General features: G+C 22.3%; 30 protein-coding genes. 2 read left to right on the forward strand and 28 right to left on the reverse strand.

The features are described from left to right. Window positions 1-19 precede the first annotated feature (19 nt). From AACK81_RS08265 to AACK81_RS08345, 17 genes are all read right to left on the reverse strand, one after another. Entirely contained in the window at window positions 20-1,363 is a 1,344-nt protein-coding gene (locus tag AACK81_RS08265; RefSeq protein ID WP_338961321.1) for a hypothetical protein, read from the reverse strand. Window positions 1,364-1,377: 14 nt separating this feature from the next. After that, entirely contained in the window at window positions 1,378-2,550 is a 1,173-nt protein-coding gene (locus AACK81_RS08270; protein ID WP_338961325.1) for a hypothetical protein, read from the reverse strand. An 18-nt stretch (window positions 2,551-2,568) separates the two neighbouring features. Next, the gene (locus AACK81_RS08275) at window positions 2,569-2,946 is read right to left on the reverse strand and encodes a hypothetical protein (protein WP_338961328.1); all 378 of its coding nucleotides are present in this window, start codon (window positions 2,944-2,946) and stop codon (window positions 2,569-2,571) included. 16 nt (window positions 2,947-2,962) lie between these two features. Continuing rightward, window positions 2,963-3,151 (reverse strand): hypothetical protein, encoded by a 189-nt coding sequence (locus AACK81_RS08280; RefSeq protein ID WP_338961331.1) that lies wholly within the window; start codon window positions 3,149-3,151, stop codon window positions 2,963-2,965. A 23-nt stretch (window positions 3,152-3,174) separates the two neighbouring features. Beyond that, window positions 3,175-3,396, reverse strand: coding sequence for a hypothetical protein (locus AACK81_RS08285; RefSeq protein ID WP_338961334.1), 222 nt, complete (start codon window positions 3,394-3,396; stop codon window positions 3,175-3,177). Beyond that, entirely contained in the window at window positions 3,389-3,547 is a 159-nt protein-coding gene (locus AACK81_RS08290) for a hypothetical protein (protein WP_338961337.1), read from the reverse strand. The genes AACK81_RS08285 and AACK81_RS08290 overlap by 8 nt, the downstream gene beginning before the upstream one ends. A 16-nt stretch (window positions 3,548-3,563) precedes the next feature. Further along, on the reverse strand, window positions 3,564-4,388 hold the full coding sequence (locus AACK81_RS08295) for a hypothetical protein (RefSeq protein ID WP_338961340.1): 825 nt from the start codon (window positions 4,386-4,388) through the stop codon (window positions 3,564-3,566). A gap of 306 nt (window positions 4,389-4,694) precedes the next feature. After that, a complete protein-coding gene (locus AACK81_RS08300) occupies window positions 4,695-4,892 on the reverse strand; it encodes a hypothetical protein (protein WP_338961342.1) in 198 nt (65 codons plus the stop codon). 2 nt (window positions 4,893-4,894) lie between these two features. Next, the gene (locus AACK81_RS08305) at window positions 4,895-5,140 is read right to left on the reverse strand and encodes a hypothetical protein (protein ID WP_338961344.1); all 246 of its coding nucleotides are present in this window, start codon (window positions 5,138-5,140) and stop codon (window positions 4,895-4,897) included. Between the two features lie 102 nt (window positions 5,141-5,242). Next, window positions 5,243-5,398, reverse strand: a complete 156-nt coding sequence (locus AACK81_RS08310; RefSeq protein WP_338961346.1) for a hypothetical protein — start codon at window positions 5,396-5,398, stop codon at window positions 5,243-5,245. A gap of 126 nt (window positions 5,399-5,524) precedes the next feature. Continuing rightward, window positions 5,525-5,656 carry a hypothetical protein gene (locus AACK81_RS08315; RefSeq protein ID WP_338961348.1) on the reverse strand — a complete coding sequence of 44 codons (132 nt, stop codon included), beginning with the start codon at window positions 5,654-5,656 and terminating at the stop codon, window positions 5,525-5,527. A 3-nt stretch (window positions 5,657-5,659) separates the two neighbouring features. Next, window positions 5,660-5,953 (reverse strand): hypothetical protein, encoded by a 294-nt coding sequence (locus AACK81_RS08320; RefSeq protein ID WP_338961351.1) that lies wholly within the window; start codon window positions 5,951-5,953, stop codon window positions 5,660-5,662. 114 nt (window positions 5,954-6,067) lie between these two features. After that, window positions 6,068-6,262, reverse strand: a complete 195-nt coding sequence (locus tag AACK81_RS08325) for a hypothetical protein (RefSeq protein ID WP_338961352.1) — start codon at window positions 6,260-6,262, stop codon at window positions 6,068-6,070. 70 nt (window positions 6,263-6,332) lie between these two features. Continuing rightward, window positions 6,333-6,761, reverse strand: coding sequence for a hypothetical protein (locus AACK81_RS08330; RefSeq protein ID WP_338961355.1), 429 nt, complete (start codon window positions 6,759-6,761; stop codon window positions 6,333-6,335). An 8-nt stretch (window positions 6,762-6,769) separates the two neighbouring features. Continuing rightward, window positions 6,770-6,973 carry a hypothetical protein gene (locus tag AACK81_RS08335; protein ID WP_338961358.1) on the reverse strand — a complete coding sequence of 68 codons (204 nt, stop codon included), beginning with the start codon at window positions 6,971-6,973 and terminating at the stop codon, window positions 6,770-6,772. Beyond that, on the reverse strand, window positions 6,966-7,136 hold the full coding sequence (locus tag AACK81_RS08340; protein WP_338961360.1) for a hypothetical protein: 171 nt from the start codon (window positions 7,134-7,136) through the stop codon (window positions 6,966-6,968). Before AACK81_RS08340 ends, AACK81_RS08335 begins: the two co-directional genes overlap by 8 nt. After that, window positions 7,108-7,530: a hypothetical protein gene (locus AACK81_RS08345; protein ID WP_338961362.1), complete on the reverse strand. Its 423-nt coding sequence runs from the start codon at window positions 7,528-7,530 to the stop codon at window positions 7,108-7,110. Before AACK81_RS08345 ends, AACK81_RS08340 begins: the two co-directional genes overlap by 29 nt. Before the next feature lie 945 nt (window positions 7,531-8,475). Here AACK81_RS08345 and AACK81_RS08350 point away from each other — a divergent pair. After that, window positions 8,476-8,883: a hypothetical protein gene (locus tag AACK81_RS08350; RefSeq protein WP_338961363.1), complete on the forward strand. Its 408-nt coding sequence runs from the start codon at window positions 8,476-8,478 to the stop codon at window positions 8,881-8,883. Window positions 8,884-8,952: 69 nt separating this feature from the next. Here the strand turns inward: AACK81_RS08350 and AACK81_RS08355 are convergent, their stop codons facing one another. From AACK81_RS08355 to AACK81_RS08375, 5 genes are all read right to left on the reverse strand, one after another. After that, entirely contained in the window at window positions 8,953-9,549 is a 597-nt protein-coding gene (locus AACK81_RS08355; RefSeq protein ID WP_338961365.1) for a hypothetical protein, read from the reverse strand. A gap of 82 nt (window positions 9,550-9,631) precedes the next feature. Then, complete coding sequence (locus AACK81_RS08360; protein ID WP_338961367.1) at window positions 9,632-10,330, reverse strand: hypothetical protein; 699 nt, start codon at window positions 10,328-10,330, stop codon at window positions 9,632-9,634. A gap of 60 nt (window positions 10,331-10,390) precedes the next feature. Then, window positions 10,391-10,639 carry a hypothetical protein gene (locus AACK81_RS08365; RefSeq protein WP_338961369.1) on the reverse strand — a complete coding sequence of 83 codons (249 nt, stop codon included), beginning with the start codon at window positions 10,637-10,639 and terminating at the stop codon, window positions 10,391-10,393. Window positions 10,640-10,722: 83 nt separating this feature from the next. Then, entirely contained in the window at window positions 10,723-11,103 is a 381-nt protein-coding gene (locus AACK81_RS08370) for a hypothetical protein (RefSeq protein WP_338961371.1), read from the reverse strand. Between the two features lie 263 nt (window positions 11,104-11,366). Next, window positions 11,367-11,912 carry an L-threonylcarbamoyladenylate synthase gene (locus AACK81_RS08375; protein ID WP_338961373.1) on the reverse strand — a complete coding sequence of 182 codons (546 nt, stop codon included), beginning with the start codon at window positions 11,910-11,912 and terminating at the stop codon, window positions 11,367-11,369. Window positions 11,913-12,152: 240 nt separating this feature from the next. Between AACK81_RS08375 and AACK81_RS08380 the strand changes: the two genes are divergently transcribed. Beyond that, window positions 12,153-12,443, forward strand: a complete 291-nt coding sequence (locus tag AACK81_RS08380; RefSeq protein WP_338961374.1) for a hypothetical protein — start codon at window positions 12,153-12,155, stop codon at window positions 12,441-12,443. A 303-nt stretch (window positions 12,444-12,746) separates the two neighbouring features. On the opposite strand, the gene AACK81_RS08385 is transcribed toward AACK81_RS08380, so the two are convergent. From AACK81_RS08385 to AACK81_RS08410, 6 genes are all read right to left on the reverse strand, one after another. Continuing rightward, window positions 12,747-14,444, reverse strand: coding sequence for a hypothetical protein (locus tag AACK81_RS08385; protein WP_338961376.1), 1,698 nt, complete (start codon window positions 14,442-14,444; stop codon window positions 12,747-12,749). 178 nt (window positions 14,445-14,622) lie between these two features. After that, window positions 14,623-15,462: a peptide chain release factor N(5)-glutamine methyltransferase gene (gene prmC / locus AACK81_RS08390; RefSeq protein WP_281749192.1), complete on the reverse strand. Its 840-nt coding sequence runs from the start codon at window positions 15,460-15,462 to the stop codon at window positions 14,623-14,625. A 26-nt stretch (window positions 15,463-15,488) separates the two neighbouring features. Further along, the gene (locus AACK81_RS08395; protein ID WP_252320576.1) at window positions 15,489-15,890 is read right to left on the reverse strand and encodes a hypothetical protein; all 402 of its coding nucleotides are present in this window, start codon (window positions 15,888-15,890) and stop codon (window positions 15,489-15,491) included. Window positions 15,891-15,907: 17 nt separating this feature from the next. Next, window positions 15,908-17,005: a peptide chain release factor 1 gene (gene prfA / locus AACK81_RS08400; RefSeq protein WP_338961378.1), complete on the reverse strand. Its 1,098-nt coding sequence runs from the start codon at window positions 17,003-17,005 to the stop codon at window positions 15,908-15,910. A gap of 15 nt (window positions 17,006-17,020) precedes the next feature. Beyond that, on the reverse strand, window positions 17,021-17,611 hold the full coding sequence (locus AACK81_RS08405) for a thymidine kinase (RefSeq protein WP_338961380.1): 591 nt from the start codon (window positions 17,609-17,611) through the stop codon (window positions 17,021-17,023). A 24-nt stretch (window positions 17,612-17,635) separates the two neighbouring features. Beyond that, entirely contained in the window at window positions 17,636-18,661 is a 1,026-nt protein-coding gene (locus tag AACK81_RS08410) for a bifunctional oligoribonuclease/PAP phosphatase NrnA (protein ID WP_338961382.1), read from the reverse strand. Window positions 18,662-18,669 lie beyond the last annotated feature (8 nt).

Consider the following 18,669-nt stretch of genomic DNA (forward strand, 5'->3'; position numbering starts at 1 on the left):
TTGCTTTTAATCATTTATTTTAATTAACTCCATAACCAATGTATCAACCACTATATCAACGATATCAATGGAATGGATGTATTTGAGTAACAAAAGTTTCTGCTTTAAGAATACTATCAACAACTGTAATTGGTTTATATTTAAGATTGCGATGATAAATAGTAATTGCACATTTATCTAATGATAAAGGTTGAATTTTACAACCCATAAATACTGGGGAATTTAATGGAATTAATTGTGCATGTTTAATTGCTTTTTTCTCTGCACTAGTAAATAAATCAGTTGCTTTTTCTTTTAATTTATTAATTTTTTCAAATGCTTGTTTTTCTAACTTTTCAAATTTTTCTTGTAATTTATATATACTTTCTCGTAATTTTTCAAAATATGGAGTATCTTTTCAAAATTTATTTAAACCTTTTTTTAAATAAAATCTAATATCAAAATACTTAAAAATTTTATTTGCATTTAAAACAATCTTATGAATTAAACTATTTTTAAAATTAAATTTAATAGCATTAGCACGAATTTTTTGTAAATCTAAAATTAAAGTTTTTCCATATCTATTTTCTGTATGTATTGTATGAACTAAATTTAATCAATCATGTTGGTTCATAGATAGTACTTTTTTTAAATCAGTATTATATTTTTTTAAAAAGTTATTTGCTTTTTCAATATCTTTGATTTTAAATTTAGGAGTTAATTGTGGACTTAATTTTATTAATGTATTTTGTAATAATAAATAATCTTTTAATTCTTGTGCTTCTAATTTTTGAAAATTATTTTTATATTGTCTTTCAGCAACATAACCCAAATTTTGGATTATTGTTTCACGATTAGGAGCAAAACTATAATTAAATAAATAACGTTTATTACCAATAATTTTATCTGTTAAAATTTCTTTTCCACTTACTTGACTAATAATTTCTTGTAAATTTTTTGCTTCTTTAATACCAACTTGTTCTAATGTTTTAGTTTTTTGTACTAACTTAATAAATTTAGTTGTACGATAACCACGACTAATTTTATTAAGTCCAGCAAATGCTGGTAATATATTAAAAAAAGTATTTAATGGTGTTACATTTCCTTTTAAATAATCATAAACTTGATTAATAGTAAAATCAGTTAAAAACTCTACACCAACAGCACTAATACTAGCAATTAAATCACTTGCACCTAATCCAAGTGCAAAACTTTCACTTAATCCACCAGTAAAAGGAGCAAGTGCTACTGCTATAACTTGTACACCAATCATTTCTAAAATTTCTCATCAAAAACTTTTATTTTCTTGTTGGTTACTTGTTCTAGTATGTTTTGGTTTATTTATGTTTAAAAGTATTGCTGTACTAGTTGTACCAATTGGCATGATATTAATTTCCTTTATTTAAGAGTTATTTTAATTGGATTTGTTGTTCCTTTATAATTTAAGTCATTAACATTTGCAGTAATAGTTATATATAAGTCACCTGCTTTTTGTTTTTGATTACTTACATTAGTTTTTCCTTGTGCATCACTAAAATATTTAATAGTTGGATTTGTTAAATTTGGATTTAATGATTTAAGTTCATTAGTACTTTTTATTTGTGTATTTAATTCACTATTATTGTTATTAACATTTGCAGTAATATCAGTTGTTAAACTTGTAATTTTAGTTTTTAAATCAGTTTTTTCTGTTTTAATAATTCCACATAACATTCAACGTGATGTTGTTTCATTATTAGAAATATATGGTATTGCTTCACCAGCAACTTTATATGCTCTTCCTGCTTTATCGTCTTTAATAAAATCTACATAAATAACTGTATTTTCTATCATGTATCTTTTCATTGCTCTTGGTGTTGCTAAAATAAAGGTCATTAATTGTTGTTCATTTTTATCATTAGTAAAAATCATATAGTCATCAAGAACGATTTCACATAATACACCTTTTACATATAAATTATTTCCATTTAAACGTAATTGTTGTGCCAACTGATTATCGGTAATTAAACCTTTATTATCTGCTAAATAAACTAAACTATCATAAAGACCATTAGTAATAAAAAATTTACTATTTACAATGTTTCTAAATTGAAACAAAGTATTTCAAGCAGATAACATTGATTTTAAATAGCCTACTGGTGTTGTATCTTCAATATCGATTTTAGTAGCAAATTTTGCAATTGCTTGTGTATCATCAATTGCCAATTTATCTGCTAAATCATTTGCAACTTCATATTGCATACTATCTAATAAATTTTGTCCATTATTTGCTTTTAAATCTACATCTGCAATAATTTCTCCTGCAAGATATTTTTTAGTTATTTTTTTACTAATTTTATCTGTATCAACATATGGTAATTCATATCTTTTACTTTTATCATCCCAAGCAATAATTTTTACTTCCAGTTTTTTTGGTTTTTTAACAATAAACTCAATATTTACTGAGTCAACAATTTCAGTAGGAAAAAAGTTTGCCCATGGACTATTTGAAATTTTAAAAAACTCTATAAATTCTGGTGCTTCTACTAATCTCTCTATATTGTCTAAATTTTGATTAAATGGTACTAACATTTTATTTCTTCCTTTCGTTTATAAATAATTTTTCTTTTTATAATTAATTAAAAAATTTTCTTTATCATTTGGTTTATTATTAATAATTATTTGTTTATTACCACCTGTATTAATTGTTTGTTTAAATACTGGTTGTTCTTTAATCATTTTTTTAATAGTTTCTTCAATTTTTGAATTTTCTATATTACTTGTTTTAAATTTTAAAAAATCATAAAATTCAGTTTTAACTTGATATTTTTTAAATATATTAATCATTTCTTTTTCTTTAATTTCTTGATTAAGTTTATTTAACTTATTTTCTGCTTCATTAACTTTATTTTCTATTTCTTGTGAAGAAGCATTATTTTCATTTAAAGGTTCAGTTGTTTGTTGAACATTATTTTCATTTTCTAACATTTACATCACCACTTTTTTATTTATTTTCTTTATTAATCTTTTCATTTAACTTTGCTAATTTTTTTTGATTTTTTATAATTTTGTTATTTGCTCTAACATGTTTTGGAGTTGTGATAAATCTTTTTAATAAAACAATAATTTCTCTGCAAATTAATGTTCCAACACTTGTTCCAATAATTATTAATTCATGTAAAAATTCTTTCATTTGAATATTTTCCTTTCAATTGTTTATTTTCCGATTTCATTTTTTAAAATAAATTCAATAATATTATCAATTTTTTTATTTAATTTATTACTTAATTCATGTTGTTTTGGAGTTGCAATATCTTCATATCTATTAACTAATTTATTTCTTAAATCTAATGCTTCATTTAATCTTTCATAACCAAATTTAAGCGTTTTTTCTTTTCCTTTTATAATTTTTAAATCTTTTTCCATATCTTTATTCATTAAATTCACCTTTATTAATTCTTTCAATCATTGATTGTGAATTACTTATAACTTCTACTAATACAGATAGTTTTTTTTCTAATTCTTCTATTTGCTCGTTATATGTTTTTATTTCATTATTATAATATTCAAGTAATTTTTCTTTATTCATAAATTATTCACCTCCTTTATAAATTCATGTGATTATAATCTCAATTTAATGAAGCATTATCATGATTTAATGGTACTTCGCTCATATTATCACTACCATATTGACTAGTTGTTTCACTATTAATTGTGAATCTATTATCATTTACTAATCTTGCAGTTTCATCATTAAATGATGTTTCTTGCATTTCTTCATTATGATGTGTAGTTTCCATAGGTAATAAATTATGAATAATTTCAGTAGCACCAGCAACAATTGTAGGTATTGCATAAGCATTATTAAAATCATTATTAATACCCATTGCTACACCACTTGATATTAAGCATCCACCAGTAGCCATATTACAAATCTTTCTTATTGTTTCAAATTTATTAGGTATTAATTCAGTTAATCCACTAATAAGATTTGAAATACCATAAGCATTTAAACTAATATATGTATCTCAATCCATTAATGACTGATTTTCTTGTTTATTTAATAGTAATCATGGAGGACCTTCTGTTGTAGTTGTAGTAGTTATTGGAGTTGGTGTTGTTGGAATAATAGGATTAATATTATTTTCTGTTCATTTACTATAATTTGCTAAACCAACTGTTCCTAAACCTAGTAATATTTTTTTACTACTATTAATTAATTTAGTTTTAGTATTTGGTCTTTGATTTAAATTTCATATATCTAAACCTAATTTTTTACCAAATAATAAACTATTAATTGAACCTAATAATGGATTACTTATTACTTGACCATAATAAGCGCTTGTACCTATCATTGCACAAATTAGACTTATTCCAGTTCTAATTAATTTAGTTAAAGTATAATTTGATTGTGTATTTTCATTTGGCATTATTTAACTTCTCCGTTCATATTCAATAATTTTTCTAAAACATAATGATTTTTATCAAATTCTTTAATAAGTCATTTTTTTGTTTCTGATGGATTTTTAGTAACAAGAATTAATCTTTATATCATATAAATTAATTCTTGTTTATCTGTTCTATCAAAAATTACTTTTAAAATTTCATCTAACATAATTTATTCTCCTTTGTTTGTTTTTATCAGTTCTCTTATAACTTCCAATAAGGAATCTACTACATAAGAATTTAATTCAAATTCATAATTTCTAATTTTAATTTTTTCCTTCTGCATTTATTTATTCTCCTTTAATTTGTTTTAAATCATTTAATAGTTCTATAAATTTATTCATGTATTCTGAATAATAATCAATCATTAAATAATTATCATTTCAATTAAACATTACACATGTGTCACTTGTACAAAATTCAACATTATCAATAAAAAATAATTTTTCATCTACATTTCATTTAATTAAAAATTCGCGTTTAGTCATGGTTATTCTCTTTCTATTTCTAATTTTTTAATTGTTACTTTAATTCAACCTTGATAAACATCATTATCACCAACTATTAATGCAACATTACTTTCGGGATCAGAAACAATTATGTGTTTTGATTTAACATTTGGGTATAATCTTAAAATAATTGCTCGAATATCATTACTTGTATGAATTGCTTTGGGAAATGGTGATAATATTTCAATTTCATCTTTATTTTCAAACAAAGTAGGCAATATAATCATTATTTATTTCTCCTTATTTTTAGTTAAATTATTAACTATTATTTCTAAACATTTCATACATCAATTTTTACTTAATCAGATTCTTTTATTACATTTTTATATTTATTCATTATTAAATTCACCATTAATTATTTTTTGTAATAAAATATCAAGTACTAAATCTATTTCTGTACCATTATAGAATTTTTGTTGTTTTTTAATATAATTAATTATTTTTTCTTTATATTCATTAATATAATTTTCTTTTCTTTTTTTCATTAATAGCATCTACTATATCTTGACAAAAATAACAATATAAACGCATGTTATTATTTGGGTTTGGTTTTTTATTAGTTAAAGTTTTACATCCTTTTCCTATATTATCTACATAATCACATCTAGTCATTATTTATTACTTTCATTAATTTTATGTTTTTCAATGATTTCATTATGTTTTTTTAGTTCTTCTTTATAACTATCACTTTCAATTATTTTTAATGCTTTTTTTATTTTTTTCATGTATTCATTACTATTCATTATTTATTCCTTTCATTTTTTAAATCATTTAACATTAATTGAACAAAATGCACGATTTTTAGGGATGTTTAAAGTATTAAAAATTTGACCAGTTACAATAATTTCATCGTTTTTGTTTAATAAAATACATCGTTTATAAAATTTTGGGTTATTAAAAATTAAAGTAACATAGTTTAATCCATTTCACTGACCTCGAACACTATAATATAATTCTTTATTACCTTTTTCGTAATATTTTGCTTCAATAGTATTACTTAGTTTTACTGTTAATTTGACATAATTTGTTTTATCTTTCATGTTTATAATTTCCTTAAATAATTATCAAAAATTAATATTTTTTTATGATTTTTTAAATAATAGTACGCATAATTAGACTATCTACGAGAGTTTTATTAAGTTTTAACTTTAGAATTAAATTTTTATTTGACCTTTATCATATTTTCTTAAGCAAGAACCACATAAATCTACATCTCCACCAAATTTATCGTGTAAATGTGAAATATTATATAATGCATTCTTACCATCAAATACACAATAAAAACCAGGTGCCATTCTATCAGCTTGTGTTCTTTCCATTAATTCTTCAATAATATATAATCTAGACATTTTTTATTTCCTCCTAAAGTTTTTATAAATTTAATCTTTGTTCTTTGTTATCCAATTATGAATCTAAGGGTTAAAGTGATGCGCCCAAATAATATTGAATATGTTTATAAGCATCTTGTTCATGTTTTGTAAATTTTATATTTCCTTTATAATCTTCTATTTTACTTTTATTTTTTGGATGATTTTCGAAATAATCTCAGTTAAAAACATCTTGTACTAATACCATTAATGCACCAATAATTTTAGGAGTTGCTAATGGATTAGTTAATAATTGCTTTGAACTTAAAAAGAAATTTTCTACAATAACTAATATTTTTTTATTATCAAAATGATGTTTAATTGTTAAAAAGTATTCTTTATACAAATTTTTACTTTCTAAAACTGTTTTAGTTTTAAATGTTTCATTAAAAACAATATTATTAGTTTCATTTGAATATATAACAATTCCGTTATTACCAATACCAGCAGGGTCAATACCGATAATTAACTCATATTGCATTAATTAAGTTAACCTCTAATAACTGTTTTAATAATTTCTAAATCACAATTACATCAACAATATTTACATTCTTCAATAAATTCTTTATGACCACAAACTAAATTATCTTTTTTTAAATCATCAATCAGTTGAATTAGTCCTATTTTAAATTCAATATTATCACTGTCCGTTATGCAAATTGTTCCTCTTTTACTTAAGTATTCTTTATCCATATTTATACCTCCTACTTAACCTAATATTTAAAATACAGTCATAACAAATTGCTTTACTATTTTTATCTCTTAAAAAATATTTTCTTATTTTTATATCATTAGTATTAAAGAATAAATAATCTAATTTATTTTGTTTACATGTTCAACAAAAATACTTTTTCATTATGAGTTGAAGTTTCCTTATAAGAAGTAATTATATAATTAATTGGTAAATCATCATGTTTATATGGATTATTTATTTTAAAACCTTTTCTGTTTTCTTCTCACGTAATGTTATATTTAAAACAAGGATTAGTAATGTTTGTTTTGTTATCTGTTATTTCACACATAAATCAACTATTATGCTGTTCATAAAATATTAATGGTTCAAGTTTTATATCATTAAGATAATATTCTTTTGGAGCGATTGGTTTATTAACAGTTATTTTTTGGTCTTTAATATATGGTTCTAATAATTTTATTAATTCATTACCACTTAATTCTCTTTTAATATTTTCTAAATTAAAAACTCAATATGTATATTTATCATCAGCAATAAAACTATTATTTTTAACCATTCATTTTGGACATTGTAATTTTTATTCACCATAATCAATAAGAATAGATTGTAGTCTATCTTTAACAATTTGTTCTTTTTTAAATTCTATTTGCATAATAATCCCTTCCTAATATGTTCTGTTGCTTCTAGCATAAAGAACATATATTTTGATTTTTAGATTATTAATAATACTACTATTAGTTTTATTTATTCCAGAAATTCTGGGCTCAAAAATAAATTTTTCAAAAAAAATAAAAAATAAAACCAACACTTGCTCACTTGGTAGTGGCAAGGTTGGTTAAATAAAGAATAATAGTATGTTCCCCCACGGGTCTATATATACTAGTTTCCAATTCGCTCCCACCCCAAGAATTACCATTACTGGTTAGTATATTTTATTAGGTATCACTCCACTTTTTATTTATCCATGCAAGTCCACATGCTAGCTACTATTTTTAACAACTGTGTTGTAGTTCACTTTTTTAGTTCCTTAACACGTGTTGATAATAGTATTAAAGAGATTTATTAAAAATTTTAAAATTTTACAATTACAAAAAAAAGACAAGATTATTTCTTGTCTTTTTCCTTAATAACTTTGAGAATAATTTTTATTTTTTTAAATGTATATTTTTTAAAATACGTCGAATATAAATTTAAATTTAAGGGTTAAAGAGAGTAATTTTGTCTAATTTTCATTATTTTTCAAATAATTCATTTTTGGAAATAAGTTACTAATATAATAATTAATTATTTCGTAACTTTGACAACCGCCCTTATAAATTTAATAAATTTCTTTTATTAATATAGAAAATTATATATTTACAATAAACTATTAATAGTAATTTTTGTCTTATTTTTATCAAAAAAATCTTATGTTAAAATTAAAATATAAAACTTCATACAAGTTTTTAAACTATTATTTTAATTTTAAAATAAATAGTTTTTTATTTTGAAAGGAGAAAAAATGAAAAAAATTCAAAAATACTTTACATATACAGGCGGAATATTAGGTGGTAGTACAGCACTAAGTGACATAAGTTATTTTTATTATGATTTAATTTCAAAAAATAAGGAAGCTTTCCATGATCCAGAAGCAGGAATGGCACTCTTTTGACTAATGGTTGGTATAACAGGTTCAACTTTTATTGGAGCATTTTTAGGCTCTAAACTAGGGTATGGAATTAGCACTTCCATTTCAAATATTTATGATAAATGTTTTCCAACAAATATTTCTGATATTAATGTTGAAAGTAATAACGAACAACAAATATCTGAAAGAACTCCATTATTAAGAAACAACGATATAACAAGTATTAATAGTGAACAATTACCAATAATTAATGAAAATCATTGTCAATTAACTTTTTCATAAACTTAATAAAAATAAATGTTGGTAACTTACTAACATTTTTTATTTATGATTAAATAACAATAAAAAAAGTTACTGTTTAACACCCATTTTTTTCATTTCTTCATATAACTTATTATTATTTCTATTATTTCATGTACCAAATTGATGATTAAAAGAAGTAAGCAAAGGATAAGAAAACCCAAGTTCTACTAATTTTTTAATACATTTAAAATAATCTTCTTTTAATGGTAAAACAACTTCAGCAACTTTCTGTTTTCATGGTTGTTTATATTGAATACCACTATAAATATCATTTAATTCAGGAACAATAAAAACATAAATTCCACCAACACCAACTTCCATAAAATTATGTTTATTTGGATGAGGATATTCAAAAATTTTAATATGTAAAACCAAATGTTCTAATAAATTACAATAAACTAATCGATCAGCATATTGATAGGCAAATGGTGACTTTTGAGCTCATTTGGGAGTAGATAATAAAATTGCTTTATCTTCATCAATATGATGAATATATAAACCTTCTTTTCCCCTTGTTATTCCTTGTGATTTCTTAGACATTGTTGCATCTGAAAAATAATTTTTTGAAATACATCCATATTTATTTTTTAAAAAATTACAAACATTTTCATAATTCATTGTTAATAACTTTTCTACTTCTGACATGCTTACCCCATACTATACTACTTTATTTTTATGATAATAATGAAAATTAAGTTATCTTTTTTATTACCCAAAATAATATAAATTAATCTTTAGCAAAGGCTAAGAAAAAACTAAAACTACCATGTAATAAAAAATGATAATCATCTTCAATAGCATTAACATTAATATGAACATCATCAAATGTTTTAATAGATTCTGATAAAGTATGACCTTCTACATTAACAACATAGTCACTATCTTGTTTTGCTGTTGGAACAATAGCGTTAATTTTACTTTCAATTAATGATAAACAACGTAAAGCAATTGCTTCACCAAAAGTAGTGGTATTAATTTTAATTTTTTCTTCTTGCTTATCAATATTAATATTACTAATGTCTTTAGCCTTTGGTACTAATTTTACACAAGCATTAAAACTACCTTTTAAAATATTACTATTATTTGAAGCAGATACATTAACAGTAAGTGATTCAAATTTATTAATTTTAGCATACATATCATTATGATTAAGAATTGTTATTTTATAATCAGTACCATTTTCTGGCTTTTTTCCTTCTGGAACTAATTTACTAATTTCAGTTTGTACTTTAGTTTTAAATTTAATTAAAGCTATATTATAAATATCTTTATTTAATTCAACAGGAGCATTAGTAACTTCCATATTAATATTACTAATATCAACATATTTTTGATTTGCATCATTTACCTTATCACATGCAATAAGTAGTAAAGAAATAATGCTCGTTAAAAACATCGCTTTAAATACTTTTAATATTTTTCTCATAGTTTTTCACCTATTATTCTCTCGAAAAAACTAATCTTCTTAGTTTTAACTTTATATTTCTTAATTATTTTTGATTATTAACTTATTATTATTTTGTTTTCTTGAATATTTTTTATAACTATTTGTTCCAATAAAAATATAGTAAATTAAAATATTAATAGAACCTATTAATACTGATACTAAACCAAAATATAACAATAGGCTAACTTTAAAAGAAGAAAAAGAAAAAATAATTCCTAAAGTAATTAAAAAAAAGCCAGTAAATTGAATAAATTTTCAAATATTAAATTTAAAGTGTTTTTTTGACATAATTTTGCTCCTAATAATATATTTTGTATAATTATATCATTTTCACAAAAAAAGCAAAATTTTTAATTATTAAATAATAATTGTTATAAACTAATAACATGAACAACAAAACTAATTGCTTCTTCATATTTATTAAAAAGAAAAAATAAACGTTTATTTTGAAAATTAATTTCAATACCAATATATTTTTGTTTATTTTTTATATAATTATTTTTTTCTCAAAAAAATGTAATACTTTTAACATCAACTAATGGTATTATTTGTAGTTCAAAAGAATCAATAAAATAAAGATTATTTTGTGAAATTAACAAGTCTATTTGATTTAAAGGTATAAAATCTGATGATTTGATAAGATTAACGTCTTTAATTTTATAACGTAAAAATAATTTTTTGGCAGCACTATATTCAGTTTTTAGCAAAATATTTTGGCCAGAAATCTTATTAAGTTCTTCATACTTTCCCAAAATGACTTTGTCACTATAATAAATATCTTCTTTAATTTTTTCTATTGAGACTGGTAATTCTTTAGTATTTATTTTTTTTAATTTTAAGCATTTATATAAAGTATTTATATCTTTAGTAATTTTTAATATTTTCTTTTGTTTATTTTTTTAATTAATAAAATTAGTGCAATTAATAAAATCAATATTGTTGTGCACGCAATAATAATTAAAATTATTCATCAATTCATAGTATTATCTCCTTTTTTAATACTGTTATCTAATTATTATCTAATAATTTTATCATTAAAACTATTAAAAATAGTTGATGGTTTATTTGTTAAAATCTCACCTGCTACTCTATACCTTAAATTAGGCAAGTTTATATTATGATAATCGTTAATTGGTTGTTCATTACTTAAATTACAACTTGTAGCTACTAAAGGTCCTGTTAATTTAATTAATTTTTGAATAAAATGTGAAGCACTAACTCTAATTGCTATTGTCTTTTTATTTATTCAATATGATGTGTTTAAACTAGGTTGTTTTAAAACTATAACAGTAACTTTACCAGCACTAAAATTATTTATTAAAAATGACTGTAATTGATCGCTAATTATACCAATGCTTTTAGCTTGCTCTCAACTAGCAACTAAAATTGGCAGTTCTTTACTATAATCACGTTTTTTAATTTGATAAATTTTATTAATAGCTTTGTCATCATCAAATTTACAAACAAGACCATAAATTGTATCTGTTGGTAAAGCAACCACTTCGCCATTAGCAATGATTTGGCTAATTTCTTTAATTTGATTTTGCTGTAAAGTTATCATGAAAACACCACTATAAATTTTAACTAAATTATACACCTATTATTTTAAATATAATAGTTGTTTCAAAATAATGAATAAAAAACTTATAAATAATATTTGTAATTTAAAATAAACCTTAAAATTACTAATTAAGGATTGGAAAATCATTAATTAATGGTTTAATAAACATCTTAATTTAATATAGATTAATATTTATATTAGATTTTTATTAAATTAAATATAGAAGGAGAATCAAAAAATATGCCCAAAAGAAAAATAGGAATACAACATACTAATGAAGAAATTGAAAAAATAAGAAAAGAAATTGAAGATAATGATAATAAACCATTTATAATAAAAACAATTTGTATTCAAAATATCATTGAAAAAACAATTGATAAAAAATTTAATAATAATGATTTTACAAAAATGATTTTTCCCAATAAAGAATTAGATAGTACTATAAAAAAAGAAATTATAAAATTAGAAACTCAATTTAAAGATGCAGAAATAGATTATATTAAATTTAATTCTTATTTACCAAAAATATAATGAAAGTTAAGATTTATCTTTCTGATGATTATTTAACTAAATGATCATTATTAAATTTATTAAAAATAAATGATTTCATATTTGTTTTTTATTTATACTATTAATTTTATATAAAAAACATCTTTAAACTTATCCTCAAAGATGTTTTTTATATAAAAATGTAAGGGAAATTAACATTAAATTGTCATGATTGATTGTATTATTTTATATATATGACTAATACTTTTAATATTAGTATTAATCATTTTCTTAAATAAAGAAATTCACAAATTGATTCAATTATAATTTTGAGTATTGTTTTTATTAGTAAATAAAATGAATTTTAAATTTGTTTTGAAATATCAAAGGGTTTTTTATATATAAAAGGATAATAGGGAACTCGTAATTAGGAATAGGTAGTAATTGATTTATTAATAATATTTTTTCATAAATATGATTTTTAATTATAGAACATTCATCAATATCTAAAAATTCTAAATTTAAATTATATTTTTTGATAAATGTTTTTTGAAATGCTCACAAAATAGATTTAATACTATAAAATTTTTCTTGGATATAAAAATTAAATACCACAATTGAATATTGAATTCTTTTTAACATTACTCGTTTTATTTTTTCATTAATATTTTTTTCTAATTCATAATTTCATGAATTTTCATTAATATTAATAACAGAAATATTCTTATATTTATCTAAATTATAATTACTATAGATATTTACCTTTTCAATTAATATACAAGGTTTTTGATTTAGTAAATGAAGTTTAAAATTATTACTTAAGTTATTTTTTAGGGAAATAATTAAAATATTAGGGAAATTTACTTTTATAAATAAAGTTATTTGAATTTTATTAGCATAGGAGTCATCAATTAAGAATATATATAAGGGAATGTTTCAGTTCTCGTTTGCTATAAAACTTTTATGAAAAGTAATTATTAAAAATTTATTTTGTAAAAGATTAAGATTGGAAAAATAATTATTTTTTAATTGCGAATTTATAATAAAAAGGAGTTGTTGCCCTCATTGGTAGTCACTTTCTATTTTAAAAGTATCATCCAAGGCAAAACCAATATCACTATAATAATTAAATTGTAATTTAAATCAATTATCACTAAGAAAACTATTCAAATTACTTTTAAAAGTATTTGAATATAAAGACACCTGATATTCATAAGTAATAAAAGAAAATATTTTTTGAGTAATGTTACTAATTTCTGAAGTTATATTTGGAAATAATTGACTGTCAACTTTAATATTAAGTAAACAAATGAAATTAAAATAATTGGTTTCAAACTTATCAAACTCAATAGCAAACTCTTTAGCAATTATTAATCTAAAATGTTCGACTTCTCTTTTTATACTTAAGTTTAAATTAAATTCAATTTGTTCATCTTTTTCAAGAAAAAAATTAAACTTAATTTTTCGTACATGAATTGTTAAAAATCATATTAGTTGATCATCATAATATTTTTTATAACCGATATTGATCATTATAATTTCTATTTTTTTGTATATATAGGTTAGGACTTTATCATTAGTTAAGAGATTTTTTTTATCTTTACTAATAAGTTTTATAATAATAATAGCGGTTATAAATCTTAAATGTCATTCATAACCATCTAATTGAAACCCTTTATTATGTTCAAATTTTAATTTTAATCTTAAATTTTGTTCAAAGAAAAAGTTATTCAAGTAAATAATGTCTTTTTTTAAATTATACTTATTTGTGTTACTTATATTGATAAGTCACTCACTACTTAAATATTTTTTTTGTCATACACATATTAAGAACAAATTACTCATTCTAACAAAAGGATATTCATTGGATATGTGGATAAACTGTGTAAGCAAAGTATTTATTGCTACTATTTCATTGTCACCATTAATTACAAAATAATCTTGCTTTCTGGAAATATTGCAATTACTAATTTTTATTAACATTGTATTAATAAAAGTAATATTTCTTTGTAAAGTTCGAAATGTAACATTAAATTTTTCCATTAAAATGCTATATTAACCGAACAAGAATACTGAAAATATTTTAATATTTCAATGATACGCCACATTAAAACTGCCCCCGTTATCCTAATTGAAAGATTAAATGAGATTTTCCTTTTCAAAAAATAAAATAGTCACCTTTTGAGTGACAAAATTATTGTTCTTAAATTGTTTTTATATGTTATAATGTTTGCCAAATAAATAGCATTCTTCATTTATTATTAATATCTTTAATAAATTTGTAATTATATTGTGGTAAATACTTTTTAATAAGAATAGTTAGTGCTTCTTTTTGATCAAAACCAAATTCAAATGCTAATAAAAAAGATTTTTCTAAAACTGCATGACATTGTTGAAAAATTACTTCATAAAAATATAATCCTTTATGATCAGCAAATAAAGCTAATTTTGGTTCATATTGTAAATTATGTTTTGAAAAAGTATTCGCTGTCTCATCAATATATGGCGGATTTGAAATAATAATATTAAATTTATGATTTTTAAGATTTGTAAATATATCGCTTTCAACAAAATTAATATTTTTTAGGTTAAAATTATCATTATTAATCTTAGCAATAGTTAATGCATCTTTGCTAATATCACTTGCTACTATATTTCAATTAGGTTTCTTTAACGCTAAACTAATAGCAATAGCACCACTACCTGTTCCTAAATCTAATACTTTTAAATTATCATTATTAAAAATGTTTTGTGCATAGACAAAAACATTTTTAACTAGTTCTTCAGTTTCATTACGAGGAATTAATACTCTATTATCAACAACAAACTTATGATCAAGAAATCATTGATAACCAATAATATATTGTAAAGGATAGCCAGCAACAAATTTTTTAACTAATTGTAAATATGATTCTAAAAAATCTATTGCTATTGTTTGACTAAGATTTGCATATAATCAAGATAAATCTTTATTAATAAACTTTAATAAAATTATCTTATTAATTTGTTCATTTTTTTTATTAATTTTTTTTGCTAATAAAAGATAATCTCTATAAGTCATTAATTTATACTCCAAAAATAAATATTTTATTGAAAATTAACAGATGAATTATTATTTCTTGAAGTTTTTTTTATTAAATTATTAACAACGAGAATTAAAACAATAATACTAAAAATAAATAAAAAACTAATTGTTAATAAACAAATAATTGGAAAAAGAATAATGTAACTACAAATACTAATAATAAAACCAAAATTATTAATATTATTACCATTAATATTTCGTAAAAATTCTAAATTTTTTCATAATAAATAATGAAAAATTAAACTAGATGCACTAGCAAATCATAATGTTAAAACTAAAAATAAAATGTGAATAATACCACTACTAAAAGTTAATGTAATAAATGTTCCTAATGTCGCATATAAAAAAATAACTGATATTAAAAACAAAATTTTTGTTCTAGAGTCTAAAATCTTAAAATCCATAATAATTTCTTCCTTTTTTACTTTAATACTGTAATATTTTCATCAATATTTTCTAATTTTTCTTTTTGTTCACTACTAATTAAAGCAATAATAATTTCATCAATATTACCTTCCATAATACGATCTAACTTTAATAAAGATAATCCAATTCGATGATCGGTTACTCTATTTTGTGGATAATTGTATGTTCTAATTTTTTCTGAACGATCACCGCTACCAACAGCTGTTTTTCTTAAATTACCAATTCTTCCCTGTTCTTCTTCAACTTTTTTTTCATAAAGTTTAGCTCTTAATACCCGCATTGCTTTATCTTTATTATCATGTTGACTTCGTCCGTCCTGTGAAGTTACAACAACACCCGTTGGAATATGAGTAATTCTAATTGCTGAATCGGTAGTATTAACATGTTGACCACCAGCACCACTAGAACGATAAGTATCAATTCTTAAATCAGAATTATTTATTTTAATTTCAACTTCATTAACTTCTGGCAATACAGCAACTGTTGCAATTGAAGTATGAACTCGTCCTTGTGATTCGGTTTTTGGAACTCTCTGAACACGATGTCCACCAGCTTCAAACTTTAATTTAGCAAATACATGTTTACCTTTAACCATAAAAGCAATATAACTAAATCCACCATTTATTGCTTCCTTTGCCTCAATAGTTTCAATTTTTCATCGTTGAATTTCACAATACTTACTATACATACGATATAAATCACCAGCAAAAATATTTGCTTCATCACCACCAACAGCTCCTCTGATTTCAATAATAACATTTTTATCATCATTTATATCTTTAGGAATTAGTGTTAGTTTTAATTCATTTTCTGCTTTTTCTAATTCTATTTCATTTGCTTTAATATCTATTTTAAGCATTTCACAAAGTTCTTGATCCTGTTCGGTTGCTAATGCCTTTTTTGCTTCAATAATTTCTTTGTTAATTTTTTCATATTTTCAATATTGTTCAATAATTGGTTCTAATCTACTATGTTCTTTTGTTAATTCAGTGTATTTATCACGAGGAATTAATTCGGGATTTTCTAACTGCTTTTCAATTTCACTATATTTTTTAGTAAGTTGCATTAACTGTTCTAATGTTTTTTCATTCATAATATCACACCTGATTTATCTATTCTGATTATTTGTTAAGACACGATGATGACTACGACATCGAGCTTCATATTGTTCTTGCGCACCAATTAAAATAATTTCATCATCATATCTAGCTTCTCGGCCATTAATAATACGTTGTGTCCTTGTTGCTGCTTTACCACATTTTACACAAACAGCATCTAATTTAGTTACAAATTCTGCTAAGGCTAATAATTCTTTAGTAACAGGAAATGGTTCACCACGAAAATCTTGATCTAAACCCGCAACAATAACTTGCTTATTTTGATTTGCTAATGTTTTAATCACTTCAATAATTGATAGTTTAAAAAATTGTACTTCATCAATTGCAACTGCTTCTATTTCTTTATCTACATGTTTTAATATTTGCATTGGATCATCAATTACTATCGCTGTGATAGATACTCCTTTATGACTTACTACTTTTTTAGCATCATAACGAATATCAACCTTGGGTTTAAAAACTAGCACTTTGCGTTTAGCATACTGTAAACGATTTATACGTCGCATAAACTCTTCTGTTTTTCCAGCAAACATACAACCAGTAATTACTTCAATTCATCCCTCATTATAACGACTATACATTTATATCCAACTCCATCTCTAATTTTAATTGTTTGTTAATTCTGGTGATTTACTAGCAACTTTATCTAAACTATCAATCAATTTTTCAACTTCATTAATATTTTGTAAATATGCACCAGCTGCTGTCTGATGACCACCACCACCAAACTTGGCAATAGTATCATTAATTATTCATCTTGCACTACGAACACTAACTTTGATTTTACTATTCATTTGATCATAAGCAGCAATTAATCAAATTTTAATACCATCAATATTTGACATTACATTAACTTGGCTAGTTAAATCTTCTCTAGTTAAAACAACTTCACCTTTAATATTTAATATTTTATTTTGACTAATAATTTTTGTTTGTAAGTCAGTAATTATTTTATCGTTAAATATTATATAAGCAACACCATTATCAGTAATTTTAAAATTTGATAATATATATCCTTTCAATCTTGCGATTTTTAAATTTTGAATATATAAATTTTGATATAAGTCTAATAAATTAAAATTTTGTTTAACTAAAAAACTAGCAATCTGAAAAGTTTCTTCATTAACAGAGCGATACAAAAATCTACCAGAATCAGTAACTAAACCAAGAAATAAATTTCTAGCTGCTAAAGCAGAAACTTTTAAATTCAATACTTGTGCTCATTTTGCCACTACTTGGCAAGCAGCAGAAGCCTTTTCTTCAATTAAATCAATATCAGCATATTTATCAACAATTGGATGATGATCAATTTTAATTATTTTTTTTCCTTCTTCTCAAAATTCGCCACTAATTCGTTCGCGATTGGCTGTATCAGTGACTATTACTAGTGCATTTTCATAATCTTCTTTTTTAACAAAAGTTGGTTGTGGAAATAATAATGCCATATGTTCATTTGTTTCACCTGGAACAAGTACTTTTTTATTTTCAAAATTATCTTCAATAATTTTTTTTAATCCTCATTGTGAACCCAAAGCATCTCCATCAGGATTAATATGACGATGAATAATAATTGGATTACTGATTTTTATTAATTCATAAATTGCTTGTGCTTCTTTTTTAAACTTATTCATATTATATA

The organism is Spiroplasma endosymbiont of Lasioglossum villosulum (genome assembly GCF_964020195.1).
GTDB lineage: Bacteria > Bacillota_I > Bacilli_A > Mycoplasmatales > VBWQ01 > Spiroplasma_E > Spiroplasma_E ixodetis_A.